This window comes from Marinobacter gudaonensis (assembly GCF_900115175.1).
In the GTDB taxonomy this organism is placed as follows: Bacteria; Pseudomonadota; Gammaproteobacteria; order Pseudomonadales; family Oleiphilaceae; genus Marinobacter; species Marinobacter gudaonensis.
On the sequence record NZ_FOYV01000001.1, the window covers coordinates 2,601,258 to 2,615,515 of the forward strand.

The 14,258-nt window shown below is 64.0% G+C and carries 10 protein-coding genes; 9 read left to right on the forward strand and 1 reads right to left on the reverse strand.

Translation table 11 applies throughout. The features are described from left to right. Positions 1 to 28 precede the first annotated feature (28 nt). The 4 genes from BM344_RS11710 (at position 29) to BM344_RS11725 (ending at position 4,948) form a co-directional block, all read left to right on the forward strand. Positions 29 to 1,507, forward strand: a complete 1,479-nt coding sequence (locus tag BM344_RS11710) for a diguanylate cyclase (RefSeq protein ID WP_228143609.1) — start codon at positions 29 to 31, stop codon at positions 1,505 to 1,507. A gap of 91 nt (positions 1,508 to 1,598) precedes the next feature. Next, on the forward strand, positions 1,599 to 2,465 hold the full coding sequence (locus tag BM344_RS11715; RefSeq protein WP_091989943.1) for an MBL fold metallo-hydrolase: 867 nt from the start codon (positions 1,599 to 1,601) through the stop codon (positions 2,463 to 2,465). 8 nt (positions 2,466 to 2,473) lie between these two features. After that, entirely contained in the window at positions 2,474 to 4,207 is a 1,734-nt protein-coding gene (locus BM344_RS11720; RefSeq protein WP_091989946.1) for a SulP family inorganic anion transporter, read from the forward strand. 81 nt (positions 4,208 to 4,288) lie between these two features. Next, positions 4,289 to 4,948, forward strand: a complete 660-nt coding sequence (locus BM344_RS11725) for an energy-coupling factor ABC transporter permease (protein WP_091989949.1) — start codon at positions 4,289 to 4,291, stop codon at positions 4,946 to 4,948. A 272-nt stretch (positions 4,949 to 5,220) separates the two neighbouring features. On the opposite strand, the gene BM344_RS11730 is transcribed toward BM344_RS11725, so the two are convergent. After that, a complete protein-coding gene (locus BM344_RS11730) occupies positions 5,221 to 5,646 on the reverse strand; it encodes a potassium channel family protein (RefSeq protein ID WP_091991071.1) in 426 nt (141 codons plus the stop codon). Positions 5,647 to 5,822: 176 nt separating this feature from the next. On the opposite strand from BM344_RS11730, the gene BM344_RS11735 reads away from it, so the two are divergent. The 5 genes from BM344_RS11735 to BM344_RS11755 are packed head-to-tail and all read left to right on the forward strand — an operon-like array spanning position 5,823 to position 14,256. Beyond that, positions 5,823 to 7,061, forward strand: coding sequence for an efflux RND transporter periplasmic adaptor subunit (locus BM344_RS11735; RefSeq protein ID WP_091989951.1), 1,239 nt, complete (start codon positions 5,823 to 5,825; stop codon positions 7,059 to 7,061). After that, on the forward strand, positions 7,058 to 10,219 hold the full coding sequence (locus BM344_RS11740) for an efflux RND transporter permease subunit (protein WP_091989954.1): 3,162 nt from the start codon (positions 7,058 to 7,060) through the stop codon (positions 10,217 to 10,219). Before BM344_RS11735 ends, BM344_RS11740 begins: the two co-directional genes overlap by 4 nt. Continuing rightward, complete coding sequence (locus tag BM344_RS11745) at positions 10,216 to 10,896, forward strand: ABC transporter ATP-binding protein (protein ID WP_091989957.1); 681 nt, start codon at positions 10,216 to 10,218, stop codon at positions 10,894 to 10,896. Before BM344_RS11740 ends, BM344_RS11745 begins: the two co-directional genes overlap by 4 nt. A 7-nt stretch (positions 10,897 to 10,903) precedes the next feature. Continuing rightward, the gene (locus BM344_RS11750; RefSeq protein ID WP_091991073.1) at positions 10,904 to 13,168 is read left to right on the forward strand and encodes an FtsX-like permease family protein; all 2,265 of its coding nucleotides are present in this window, start codon (positions 10,904 to 10,906) and stop codon (positions 13,166 to 13,168) included. Then, positions 13,165 to 14,256 carry a lipocalin-like domain-containing protein gene (locus BM344_RS11755; protein ID WP_091989960.1) on the forward strand — a complete coding sequence of 364 codons (1,092 nt, stop codon included), beginning with the start codon at positions 13,165 to 13,167 and terminating at the stop codon, positions 14,254 to 14,256. Before BM344_RS11750 ends, BM344_RS11755 begins: the two co-directional genes overlap by 4 nt. Positions 14,257 to 14,258: the final 2 nt, after the last annotated feature.

Sequence of the window (14,258 nt, forward strand, 5' to 3'; positions counted from 1 at the left end):
CAGGTCCGACGATGGGCAGGCGACTGCGATGCCTGCCCATTTTTTCCAGAAACTGGCTTCGGGTGTTCCAGGCGTCCTGTTCACCTACTGGCTCAGCGCAGACGGCCGGTCCCATCGATACCCTTTCGTCAGTCACCAGGTGCATACCCTGTTTGGCGTCGACCCCGCCGCGCTCAATGAAAATGCAGACGCCGTGTTCTCGGTGATCCACCCTGAAGACGCTGACGCGATCACCGCGAGCATCCAGCAGTCCGCCACCACGGGTAAACCCTGGAGCTATCGGGCTCGACTTCGGCTCGCGGATGGCCAGTACCAGTGGTTTGAGGCGCATTCGGTGCCGGAGCGACAGGCCGACGGCAGCACCCTCTGGTACGGCCAATTCCATAATATCCAGCATTACAAGGCACTGGAGCAGAGCCTGCGCGAGAGCGAGGCGGAATTTTCGTTCCAGGCTGGCTTCCAGCGGTTGATTGCCCGGCTGTCGACGGAATTCATCAACCTGGGATTCGGCACCATTGATCAGTGCATTGATGAGCTGCTGCGGTCCATCGGCGAGTTTTTCGAAGTGGACCGTGCCTACGTGTACGGCTTTTCGGACGATTACCAGCGGATGACCAACACCCATGAGTGGTGTCGTGCTGGCGTGCCCGCCCTGAAAGACGGCCAGCAGGACGTGGTCATCGAGCACTTCCACTGGTGGCAGGAGCAGATTGAGGGCATGGTCAGTGCCAGCCGTGTGGTGTTCATCGAGGATGTCGACCGGTTGCCCGCTACGGCTGCCGCCGAGCGAGCCTTGCTGCAGGAGCAGGGCGTGTCTTCCATGTTTTCGGTGCCCATTCGCGTGCGGGGCCGGGTGACGGGTTTCTTTGGCGTGGACTCCCTGCGCCAGCGCACCTGGCGTCAGGATCAGGCGGACCTGCTGATCATCGTGTCTGGCCTTCTGTCAGGCGCCCTGGAGCGGCATCGCCTGGAGGAGGAGCTGCTCAACCAGTCCATCCGTGATCCACTGACCGGTCTGCACAACCGCCGTTACCTGATGCCGCGCCTGGAGGAACTCCTGGGACGCAGCAACCGTCGGGGCGAGAAATTTGCCCTGGCGATGTTCGATGTGGACCACTTCAAGGCCATTAACGACTCCATTGGCCACCTCGGGGGCGATTACATCCTGCAGCGAATTGCGGCGATCCTGACCAGCCAGACCCGCACCATGGACGTGATTGCGCGCTTTGGCGGGGAAGAGTTCCTGGTGGTGTTCAATGCCCTGGAACAGACCGACGTGCCGCAGCTGGTGATGCGGATTCTGCAATCGGTGCGTGATGAACCGTTCGTGTTTGAACGCCAGTCGGTGCCGGTAACGCTCAGCGCCGGCGTTGCCGGCATCGATGAGTTTACCGCCACGCCGGCCACCCCGGAGGCGCTGATAGGCCTGGCGGACCATCGGCTCTACCTGGCCAAAGAGAGCGGGCGGGACTGCCTGGTGGATGCATCAGGGACAGTGCGCATATGAAAAAAGATGATTTCACCTCATATTACTTAATGATATATCCTTAGATCAAAATTAATGCTGACTTTGTGACAGATTCAGAGAGGTGAACGTCATGAGCAATCCCACCGTGCAGCCGTTCTTTGATGAACCGACCAACACCTTCAGCTACGTGGTGCGCGATCCGGACAGTCACGCCTGCGCGATCCTCGATTCCGTGCTGGACTTCGATTACGCCGCCGGTCGCACCGACGTGCGCTCGGCCGATGCCATCATCGAGTTTGTTCAACGCAACAACCTGAAGGTCGAGTGGATTCTGGAAACCCACGTCCATGCCGATCACCTGTCTGCGGCGCCTTACCTGCATGAGCAACTGGGTGGTAAAACCGGCATTGGTGCCCATATCCGCGATGTTCAGGAAATCTTTGGCAAGGCCTTCAATGCAGGCACCGAGTTCCAGCGCGATGGCAGCCAGTTTGACCGGCTGTTCGAGGAGGGCGACAGCTTCAATATCGGCGGTTTGACCGCACGGGTGCTGCACACGCCCGGACACACGCCAGCGTGCCTCACCTACGTGATCGGTGACGCCGCCTTCGTGGGCGACACCCTGTTTATGCCCGATTATGGTACTGCCCGCTGCGACTTCCCCGGCGGCGATGCCCGAACCCTGTACCGGTCCATCGGCAAAGTGCTGGCGCTGCCGCCGGAGACCCGCCTGTTCCTGTGTCACGACTACAAGGGGCCGGACCGTGAGGAATACCAGTGCATGACCACCGTGGCCGAGCAGCGGCGGGGCAATGTCCACGTGCACGAGGGCATCTCCGAGGATGCGTTTGTGAAGATGCGCACCGAGCGCGACGCCACCCTGGGCATGCCGCGCCTGATCATTCCCTCGGTCCAGGTCAACATGCGTGCCGGGCACATGCCGCCGGCGGAGAGCAACGGCCAGGTGTACCTGAAAGTGCCGATCAACCGGTTCTGACGCCGACCATGAGCCTCAAACGTTACCTGCCCATTCTGCAGTGGGCGCCCGGATATGGCCGGGACCAGGCCACCAGCGATCTGGTGGCCGCAACCATCGTGACCGTGATGCTGATTCCCCAGTCGCTTGCCTACGCGCTGCTCGCGGGGCTGCCGGCCTACGTGGGGCTGTACGCCAGCATCCTGCCGCTGATGGTGTACGCGGTTTTCGGCACCAGCCGCACCCTGTCGGTGGGCCCGGTGGCGGTGGCCTCGCTGATGACCGCGGCTGCCCTGGCGCCGCTGGCAGAGGTGGGCAGCCCGGAGTACCTTGCTGGCGCCGTGCTGCTGGCGGTGATGTCCGGCCTGATGCTGACGGTGATGGGCATCCTGCGGCTGGGCTTTCTGGCCAACTTTCTCAGCCACCCGGTGATTTCCGGGTTTATCACGGCCTCAGGCCTGGTGATCGCTGCCAGCCAGCTCAAGCATCTGTTCGGTGTCCAGGCCTCCGGCCACAACCTGCTGGAGATCGGCCGCTCCCTGTGGCTCACGATCGGTCAGTTCAATGGCGTGACCCTGCTGTTGGGCGCGGGAACCCTGGTGTTCCTGGTTTTCGCTCGCAAGGGCCTCAAGCCCTTGCTGGTGACCCTCGGTTTGGCGCCCAGAGTGGCGGATATCCTGGGCCGGACCGCCCCCATTGTGGCGGTGGTGGTCACCACCCTGCTGGCCTGGCAACTGGACCTGGAAAGCGCCGGCGTGAGGCTGGTGGGCGAGGTGCCTCGGGGGTTGCCGGAGCTGACCTTGCCGAGTCTGGATCCCGGGTTGTGGCAGCAGCTGGCAGTCAGCGCCCTGCTGATTGGCGTTGTCGGTTTTGTGGAATCGGTGTCGGTGGGGCAGACCCTCGCAGCCAAGCGCCGCCAGACCATTGACCCGGACCAGGAGCTGATCGGACTGGGCAACGCCAACCTGAGCGCCGGCCTGTCCGGGGGGCTGCCGGTGACCGGTGGATTTTCCCGGTCGGTTGTGAACTTCGATGCGGGTGCGGAAACACCGGCGGCCGGCGCCTATGCCGCTGTGGGTATTGCCCTGGCGACGATGTTCCTGACGCCGGCCATCGCCTATCTGCCCCAGGCCACTCTGGCAGCCACCATCATCGTGGCGGTGTCTACGCTGATTGACCTGCCCGCGTTGGGGCGCACCTGGCGCTATTCCCGCCCGGATTTCGGTGCCATGCTCGCCACCATCGTGCTGACCCTGGTGCACAGCGTGGAAGCGGGCATCGTTGCCGGGGTGGCGCTGTCGATCGGCCTGTTCCTGTACCGCACCAGTCGGCCCCACAGTGCCGTGGTGGGTCGCGTTCCGGGCACCGAGCACTTCCGCAATGTGCTTCGCCACAAGGTGGAGCTGTGCCCACGGGTGACTTTCCTGCGGGTAGACGAAAGCCTGTACTTCGCCAACGCCCGGTTCCTGGAAGAAACGGTAATGGATCTGGTGACCCGGCAGCCGGAACTGCAGGATCTGGTGCTGGTGTGCCCGGCGGTGAACCTGGTGGATGCGTCCGCCCTGGAAAGCCTGGAAGCCATCAACGAACGTATGAAAGACGCGGGCGTTCGGTTGCACCTGTCGGAAGTGAAAGGGCCAGTGATGGATCGCCTGCAGGACACTGAACTGCTGTCGCACCTGGGCGGGCAGGTGTTCCTGAGCACTTACGAAGCCTGGCAGCGCCTGACCGACCGGAGCCGGCTCGACCGCCAACCCGCCTAAGCGTGGCATGCCGGCTTGCGCTCCGGGTGGGGCAAGCCTATATGATGGTCTCCTTGACGCGATCGTTCCGGTAGATTCCCCATGGGCATGACCGAAAACCTGTTATCGACCAGCCAGTGGATTCTCACCCTGGTGATTTTTCTGGCCATTCTCGTTCGTGCGGCCCGGACCATCGACTGGCAGGGGTTCCGTAAGGACAACGCGTTGCAGCACTCCTTTTTTGGCGCAGCGGTTGTATTGGGGTTTGTCTGGCAGCTGCGCGCCGGGCTGTCTCCCGGCCTGGCCATTCATGTGTTCGGCATCACCGTGATCACGCTCATGCTGGGCTGGGCACTGGCGGTGATGGCAGGGCTGCTGGCGCTGGTGATTACCGTGATCACCGGCCGCGAACCCCTGGTCATGTTTGCCGCCAATGGCCTGATCACGGTTATGGTGCCGGCCATGGTGAGCCACGGCATCATGCTGTGGGAGCGGCGGCGCAATTTCCGGAATTTTTTCGCGTATATCTTCTTCTGCGGCTTTTTTGGAGCGGGTCTTGCGGTAGCCGCGGCTGGCATCGTCATGTGCCTGATGCTCTGGAGCAGCGGGGTCTACACCTTTGACGAACTGGTGCACGAATACCTCCGCTACCTGCCACTTTTCATGATTCCCGAAGGCTTTGTGAACGGCACCTTCGTCACTGGCCTGATGGTGTTCCATCCGGACCGCCTCACTACCCTCGATCAGCGTCGGTACCGCTGACCCCAGGTTTGTCTCCCTGCTCAAAAGACCCCGTCCGTGATGGGCGAGTATTGCACTTCCGGGTGATCCGTTTCTGGCGGGAGTCGTATCCCTCGGTGACTCTGGCCGGACCCTGCGTGCCGCGCTCGCTGCCAGAGTTTAAGTGCATGGCGGTTACCCGCGTCCCATAGCCAGCGGGTGACATTCTGCCCCGGGTGGATCCAACTCCTCCACCCGGGGCTTTTTTATGTCGCCGAACCCTGGATCGCCCATTGTTCCTCTCATAAGATGCGTTACCGGCTGGGCCAGTAACGCTGCATCTCCACATACAGGAACGACGCACTCCAGGTAATCAGTACCAGGCCTGTCAATGCTTCGATGCCGGTCAGGAATCGCATCACACCCAGGGCCTCGATGTCGCCGTAGCCCAGGGTGGTAAAGGTGGTGAAGGAAAAGTAGACGCAGTCCCAAAAGCTGCCCGAGGTGTTACCGGTGATTGCACCCCAGCCTTCGGTCCTGAGCATCACATAATAGGCCGTGGCAAAAATCCACACCTGCAGGGTATGGGTGGCCAGCACGCCCAGAACACCGACAATCAACCGGAAATGGTGGCTCTGGCGCATTCGGCCCAGCAGGCCACTGAGGCGCACCAGTACCTCGTTATGCAGCACCACGACGACCACCACAAGGATTATGTTGATGATGCTGGCGTTCAGGATGTGCAGGAGGTGTTCCACTGCTCTATGGTTCCCTGTGATGAGAGATATTGGAGCGCCGGCTGCCGGTTCTGTCACCGTGACCGGGCGGCTCCGGATCCGAAATTTGCCGTAGATTGTATAGTAGTAGGATTTTCACTGCCTGAAAGGCACCCCAAGACCTGGTTGGCCCGGACTCTATGCTTAAACGATTGATACCCGCCGTCATCATTGCCATCGGTATTGCCGGCTTTGCGTTCCTGAAAATGACCCGCCCGGAACCCGCCGAAGTAACCGCCACCGAACGGAGCTGGCGCGTTCAGGTTCAGACCCTGGAGCCTGGCACCCACACACCCGTGCTGCCTCTTTATGGCGAACTGGTGGCGCCGGAACAGGTGACGGTGACCGCCACATTGCCCGGGCGGATCGGTGCGCGGCCGGTGACCGAGGGCGAGCGGGTGAACGCCGGTGACCTGCTGGTGGCGCTGTCTGAGGCGGACATAGAACCTGCCCTCGCCCAGGCCCGGGCCCAGGTTCGGGACCTGGAAGCGCAGATCCGGTCTGAGCAGGTGCGCTATCGCAATGACCGGGCGGCCTTGGAGAGCGAAAAAACCATTCTCGAGAATGCCCGGCGACAGCTTGAGCGCACGCGCTCACTGGTGGACCGCAACCTGGCCTCCCGTGAAGCCCTGGAAGCGGCAAACGATGCGGCAGCCCGCGCAGAACTGACGGTCAGCGCCCGGCAACGTTCGATCGATGAACACCCGTCGCGGCTGCAAAGCCTGGAAGCAAAACTGGCCCAGGCGCAGGCCAGCCTGGCCAACACCGAGCGGAACGCCGAACGAGCACGCATGGTGGCGCCCTTCGAAGGGGTGGTGACCGATATCCGGGTAGCCAAAGGCGACCAGGTCAGCCCTAACCAGGTGCTGCTGTCACTATACCCTGCCCAGGGCCTTGAACTCCGGGCCCGTGTGCCCGAAATGTTCCGGGCCGAGCTGCTCGACTCCCTGGCCCGCGGCGAGACCCTGACCGCCACCAGCGCTGACGGCCAGCACAGCTTCCGTCTGGTGCGCTTTGCCGGCACCAGCGATGCCTCGGGTACCGAGGCCATATTGCGGCTGGCGGGCGATCCGGGCGGGCTGCGGCCCGGTGGTCTGCTGCCGGTAACCCTGGAGCGGGCGCCCAGGGAACAGACCGTGGCCATTCCGTTCAGTGCTCTGTACGGCGCCGATCGCGTGTACCTGATGACGGATGAAGGCCGCATGCGGCAGGTCAGTGTGAACCGGATTGGCGAGGCACGAGCCGATGACGGGGAGCGCCGCCTGCTCGTGTCGGGTGATGCCCTGGTCTCCGGCGCCCGGTTGATCACCACCCATCTGCCCAATGCGCTTACCGGTCTCAAGGTGGATGTGTCCGGCACGGAGGCCCCGGCCCAATGAGACGCAACAAGGGCGTGATCGGCTTCTTCGTCCATCATCGGGTGGCGGCCAACCTGGTGATGCTGGTGATGTTGCTGGGCGGTGTGCTGGCGCTGACCCGGATGAATATCCAGTTCTTCCCCACCTTCGCCCTGGACATTGTCAGCGTGCGGGTGGTCTGGAGCGGCGCCTCTGCCGAGGACATCGAGCAGGGCATCACCAACCCGCTGGAGCAGAGGCTGCGCAGCATTGATGGCCTCAAGAAGATGACGTCCACCTCCGCCCAGGGCGTGTCGTCCATCACCCTGGAATTCGAGGAGGGCACCAACCCGATCCAGGCCCTGGACGACGTCCAGCAACAGGTGGACGAGTTCACCAATTTCCCGGCCGAGGCGGAAGAACCCCAGGTAACCCGCGTGGAGCGCTACGAGCCAGTGGCGCGCCTGCTGGTGTCGGGGCCGGTGGCGCGGGATGAGCTGCGGCAACTGGCGTACCGGTTCGAAGACGAGCTGCTGCAGCGGGGCATAGACCGGGTGTCCATCCGGGGGCTGCCTGAACAGCAGATCAGCATTGACGTGCCGGTGGAGCGCCTGGAGACCCTCGGGCTGTCCCTGGAGCAGATCGCAGAGCGGGTGGCGGCCATTTCACGGGACCTGCCCGCCGGCATGATGGCCCAGCAGGATGCCACCCGCGAACTACGGGCGGTGGAACAGCGGCGCAGTCCCCAGGCGTTCGAGAGCATTCCGGTGCTCAGTGGTGAGCGCATTCAGCTCAACCTGGGTGACGTTGCCATCATCCGGCAGCAGGCCCGTGAGAGCCAGGTGACCCTGGAAAAGGACGGTCAGCCGGCGGTGGAAATGCAGCTGCAGCGAGCGGAGAACGGTAATTCCCTGGCCGCCGCCCGGGTGCTGGAGCGCTGGCTGGCGGACACCCGACCGACCCTGCCGCCGACGGTGCAGCTGGAGGTGTATGATGAAACCTGGCAGTTGCTGGACGACCGGATTTCGCTGCTGGTGAACAACGGCCTCGGCGGCCTGGTGCTGGTGATCTGCCTGCTGTACCTGTTCCTGCCCGGGCGGGTGGCACTGTGGGTGGCCATAGGCATCCCCACCGCTTTCCTGGCGGCCATGGCGGTGCTCTGGCTGATCGGCGGTTCTATCAACATGATTTCCCTGTTTGCCCTGATCATGGCTCTGGGGGTGATTGTCGACGACGCCATCGTGGTGGGTGAGGACGCCGACGCCCATGCCCGCATGGGTGAGGAATCCATATACGCCTCCGAGGGCGCCGCCAAACGCATGGTGTGGCCGGTACTGGCCTCGTCCCTGACCACGGTGGCCGCGTTCATGCCGTTGCTGGTGGTGGGCGGCGTAATCGGCAATATCCTGGGGGACATTCCTCTGGTGATGATCTGCGTGCTGGTGGCCTCCCTACTGGAGTGCTTTATCGTGCTGCCGGCCCATTTGCGCCATGCCTTCGTACCCCGCCGGAATAGCCGGCGTGCCGTTGCAGAGCCCGCCCGGCCCGGACGGGTGGAGCGCTTCCGTCAGGGCTTTGAGCAACGCTTCGACCGTTTCCGCGAGGGCCCGTTCCGGCGGTTCTCCCGCTACAGTCTGCAGCACCGGGGCGCGACCGTAGCCGGTGCCGTGGCACTGGCCATCGTCACGGTAGGCCTGCTGGCCGGTGGCCGGCTCGGGTTCAATTTCTTCCCAACGCCGGAGCCTTCGGTGTTCTACGCCAACGCCAGTTTTGTGGCCGGCACCGACCGGGGCACCGTGGAGGATTTTCTGCATCAAATGCAGCGAACGCTGAACGAGACCGAGCAGGCCCTGGGTGGCGATTTCATCCTGCATGCGGTCACCACCGTCGGCGCCACCCAGGGTGCAGAGGGCAGCTCACGGAGCGGGGATGAGCTGGGATCCATGATGATTGAACTGGTGCCCTCGGACCGGCGCTCGGTGCGCAACCCGGAGTTCATCACCGAGTGGCGCGAGCGCCTGGCGTTGCCGGCGGGTCTGGATAATCTGACCATTTCCGAGCGCCAGGCCGGACCGCCGGGCCGCGATGTGAATGTGCGCCTGACCGGAGAGGACGCCGAACAGCTCAAGCGGGCGGCAGACGAACTCAGCCAGGCCCTGTCGACCCTGCCGGGCGTGCTGGATGTTGAGGACGATATGCCCTGGGGGCGTGAACAGCTGATCTACCAGGTGAGCGCCCACGGCCAGGCCCTGGGGCTGACGACGGCCGACCTGGGGCGACAACTGCGGGCGGCGTTTGACGGCCGGATTGCCCAGATCTACCAGGACCGTCGGGATGAAATCGAGGTGCGGGTACAGTTGCCGAAGGATCAGCGTGAACGGCTTTCCACGCTGTCGAGGGTGACCGTCCGGGTGCCGGATGGCCGTTTCGTGCCACTGACCCAGGTGATGAACCTGGACCACCGGCAGGGCTTCCAGGCCCTGCGCCACGCCGACGGCAAGCTGGCGGTGGAAGTGACATCAGGCCTGAACACCCGGGTGAGCACCACCGACCAGATCCTGGAAAGCCTGCAGGCCGAGGCCCTGCCGGACATCGCCAGCCGCTACAACGTGCGCTACAGCTTCGAGGGCCGGGCGGCCGACCAGCGGGAAACCCTGGGTGACATGCAGACCGGCCTGGTGATCGGGCTGGGTCTGATGTATGTGGTGCTGGCCTGGGTGTTCGCCTCCTGGAGCCTGCCGTTGATCGTGATGGCGATCATTCCGTTTGCGCTGGTGGGGGCGTTGCTTGGCCACTGGGTGATGGGGCTGCAACTGACCATCCTGTCGCTGTTTGGCCTTTTCGGGCTGTCCGGCATTGTGGTCAATAACGCGATTATCCTCGTAGCCTTCTACAACCAGCAGCGGAAGAAGGGTCTGGGTATTACCGATGCCCTCAATGAGGCTGCGGTTCAGCGGGTACGCGCAGTGCTGCTTACCTCCCTGACCACCATTGGCGGCCTTCTGCCACTGATGTTCGAGACCTCGCTGCAGGCCCAGTTCCTGATTCCCATGGCAACGTCCATTGCCTTCGGATTGGGACTGTCGACCCTCCTGGTGCTGGTGGTGATACCGGCCCTGTTATCCTGGCTCGAGCAGTTCCGCGAGTGGCGGGCGCAGCGTCATGGCTCGGCCGCAGAGCCTCTGGGAGCATCGGAATGAGTGATCTGTTGATCTCGGCCCAAGACCTGCGCAAACAGTTCAGAAGCGGCAACGAGCCGGTCACTGTTTTCGACGGGCTGTCGCTGGATCTTGGCCGGGGCGAGTCCCTCGCGTTGATTGGCCGCTCGGGCTCGGGCAAGAGCACCCTGCTGAATGTGCTGTGTGGTCTGGAGTGGCCGGATGCCGGCAGCCTCCGGATACTCGGCGAGTCGTTCGAAGCACAATCGCGGCCCCTGGGGCGGGCTGAAACACGCTGGGGCGAACTCCGGCGGCGCCGTGTGGGCGTGGTGTTCCAGGAAGCCAACCTGATGCCGGCGCTGTCGTTGCTTGATAACGTTCGTCTGCGCTCCCGACTTGCCAGCAGGGACGAAGCGCCCTGCCGGGACTGGCTCGAACGCCTGGGCATTGGCGATCTGGCCGATCGCTATCCGGACCAGGTGTCTGGTGGCCAGAGGCAGAGGGCCGCCCTGGCCATGGTGTTCGCCATGCAGCCGGACCTGATTCTCGCCGATGAGCCCACTGGCAGCCTCGATCGGCGCACCGCCGAGGACGTAGCCGAGGTGCTGTTCAATCTCCAGTCCCGCCATGGCTGCGGCCTGATTCTGGCCACCCACGATACCGAGCTGGCCGACCGCTGCGACCGGACCCTGGATCTTGGCCATCGCCAGGCCCGGTGAGTCTGCCATGACGGTTTTTTCCGCCCTCACCAGCCACTATCGACGCCACCCCCTTCAATTACTGGCGCTGGCTGTGATGATCCTGCTGGCCACTATGCTCTGGACCGGCGTGCATCACCTGACCAGCCAGGCCCGGGCCAGCCTGGACCGGAGCGAGGCCGCGGTGGCCGAGCGCCTCCAGGTGGTGCGGGCCGATGGCCAGCCGGTTTCCGTCGCTGACTTTGCCTACCTGCGGCGTGAAGGTCTGTGTGTCATGCCCTGGCTTGAAGTCTTGGGGCCGGACACCGGGCGGGTCGTTGGCATCGACCCCCTGGCAGCGGCCTGCTTTGTTACTGACACTGGCACCGAGGCACCCTGGCAGGGGGAACTGAATGGCCAGCCCTTTGTGGACATCAGCGAGGCCGCGGGAAGTGCCGACGACCAGGCCTCGCTTTCCCTGCTCATTGATCGGTCCGAATCGGCTGAGCCGCTGCCCGCGGGTTACCGGACAGCGCCCTTCTCCGTCGGGCCGGATACCGGTGAGCTGGGTGAAAGCTTCCTGCTGAACCTTGATGCTCTCGGGGTTCTTGTACTGCTGATCACCGCGCTGCTCGTGCGCAGCGTGTACCTGCTCGGGCTGGCACAACGTCGGGACAGCCTGGCGCTGTTGCGGCGTTTTGGTGTTCCCCCCGGGCGTATCCGGCGATTACTGGTGCTGGAGCTATTGCTGCTGGCACTGGTGTGCATTCTTCCGGGCGTATGGCTGGGTCGGCTCCTGGCCGCCGTGCTTGGTGATGGCTTTGGCCGGGCGCTGGAAGGCCTGTTCGATGCGCCCCTCTATGCCGGGCAGGGCGGTGGCTGGCTGGTGCCCGTAGGCATCATGCTGGGGGTGGTGCTGGCGGCCTGCCTGGTGGATTTTCTCGGACCGATGCTGCGTGGTCTGTTGCCCCATGAGAAAGGTCGGCGCTGGTGGCCGCCGGCACTGCTGGGCGCAGGCCTTGGGCTGTCGATGCTCGTTGATTCCCTACCGGTGCTTTTCCTCGGGGTGGCGCTGGTGTTTGTGGCCGTAGGGTTGTGGCTCCCTGGGTTGGTTGGCGGTTTGGGCGAGGCGTGGGCCGGGCGCACCCGGGACCCCCTCGCTCGCTGGCGATACCGGGAACTCTCGGTGCTGGTACGGCGCCTGGCCTTGCCACTGGTGGCCTTGCAGTTTGCCATGGCCATGGTTTTGGCGGTGCAGGCCCTTGTTACCACCTTCGAAAGTACCTTCGATCGTTGGCTGGACCAGCGGCTGGCGGCGGATTTCTACATCGAGGTGCCACCACAGGCGGATATCGACCCGGCCGGAGCCTGGCTGGCCGAACGGATGCCGGAAGCCGGCGGCGAATGGCACAGGGTGATTCGTGGCACCGCCACCCTGGCCGGTGGTACGGAGAGGTCCGATACTCAGGTAGATGTGCTGGCAATCGCTCCTGTGGGGCCGCTGTTGACTGACTGGCGACTGCTCGAAGCCACCGGCAACGCCTGGCAGCAACTGGCGGCTGGCGACGGTCTGATGGTGAACGAGCAACTGGCCCGGCGACAGGCGCTGGATATCGGACAGAGCTTGACGGTGGTGCTTGCGGGGCAGACAGTCGAGTTGCCGATACTGGCGATCTATCCGGATTACGGTCGGCCTGCGGGCGAGCTGTTGCTCAGTGCCGCCACCTTGCCAACGGAGTTTCCAGCAACGTTTCGCAGCCTGTCGGTGTCGCCAGGTTCGCTGTCCATGGACACCGTTACTGGCCGGCTGCGTGATATCTGGCAACAGGAACAGCTGACGGTTCGGGACAATCGCTCGATCCAGTCACTGGCGACCGCGATCTTCGACCAGACCTTCCTGCTCACCCGGGCGATGACGTTACTCACATTGATTCTCGCCGCTACGGCCCTTCTTCTGATGGGCTGGGTGTTCTTCTCCACCAGGGCCGGATATTTCCGGCTGCTGGTGGTGTGGGGCATGTCCCGTGGGCAGGCCGCGCGCCAACTCACCCGGCTGTCCGTTACCCTGACCGGCCTCGTTGCGCTGCTGGCGCTGCCGCTGGGCGTATGGCTGACCTGGGTACTGGTGCACCGCATCAACCCGCTGGCCTTTGGCTGGTCTCTGCCAATGGCGGTGTACCCCGGCTTCTGGCTGGAGCTGGGGGTGCTGAGCCTGGCCATTGGCCTGAGCATCGCATGGCTCATGCGCCGGCAACTGCAGCATGGAATCTCGGCGCCATCCCGTGTCAATGCGTTGACCGGAGGTGAACGATGAGGCACGCCTACCTTTGCCTTGTTTTCGGCGCCTTGGCCTGGGTGCTCGCAGGCTGCTCAGAGCGCCCGGAGTCCGAAGGCTTCGCCGGACTGGCCGGCGTTGCCGAGTCGGAGCACGAGGTGCCGTTCCTGCAGCCGGGGCCGGGGGAACGCCTGAGCTTTCCGCGGGATTTCGGCCCGCACCCCCAGCACCGGATCGAGTGGTGGTATCTCACCGCCAACCTGAAAACGGCAGACGGTGAGCCGCTGGGGTTGCAATGGACGCAGTTCCGCCAGGCCCTGCGACCCCGGCCCGCCGGCGCCGAACCGCCACCGGCCACCGATTGGCCCCTTCACGCCGCCTGGATGGCTCACGCAGCGGTGAGTTACTCCGGTAACCATGTGTTCGCCGAAAAACTGGCTCGGGGCGATATCGGCCAGGCCGGCGCCCGGGCAGCGCCAATGTCCGTGTGGCTGGACGACTGGCAGTTGACCACCCTCGACGACAAGCGCTGGCGACTGCAGGTGGACGCCGGGAAATGGTCGTACGACCTCACGCTCAACCAGAACCGGGCGCCGGTGGCCCACGGTAACCAGGGATTCAGTGCCAAATCCGACAGTGGCGAAGGCTCCATGTATTTCAGCCTGGTGGATCTGGCCATCGAGGGCCGGGTAAGGCTGGGGGACCAGGTCTTCGAGGTATCCGGCCAGGGCTGGTTCGACCGGGAATGGAGCAGTCAGTTTCTCAAGCCCGGCCAGCAGGGCTGGGACTGGTTTGCCCTGCACCTGGATTCGGGTGACAAGCTGATGGCCTTCCGGTTGAGGCAGGACGATGGCGCTTTTCAGGCGGGCACCTGGGTTCCGGCGGAGGGCGAGCCCGCGGCGCTGCGGGCTGATCAACTGAGAATCGCGCCAATGGATCCGAACCCAAAGGGCGTGCCCCGTCGATGGCGCCTGGAGGTGCTGGACCTGGGCGTGCAACTGACTGTGTCGGCGCCCGGGGGTAATTATATGAACACCGGGCTCTATCCCTACTGGGAGAGCCCGGTGAGCGTCACGGGCAGCCACGCAGGTGTCGGTTATATGGAACTCACCGGTTACCGTGACTGACT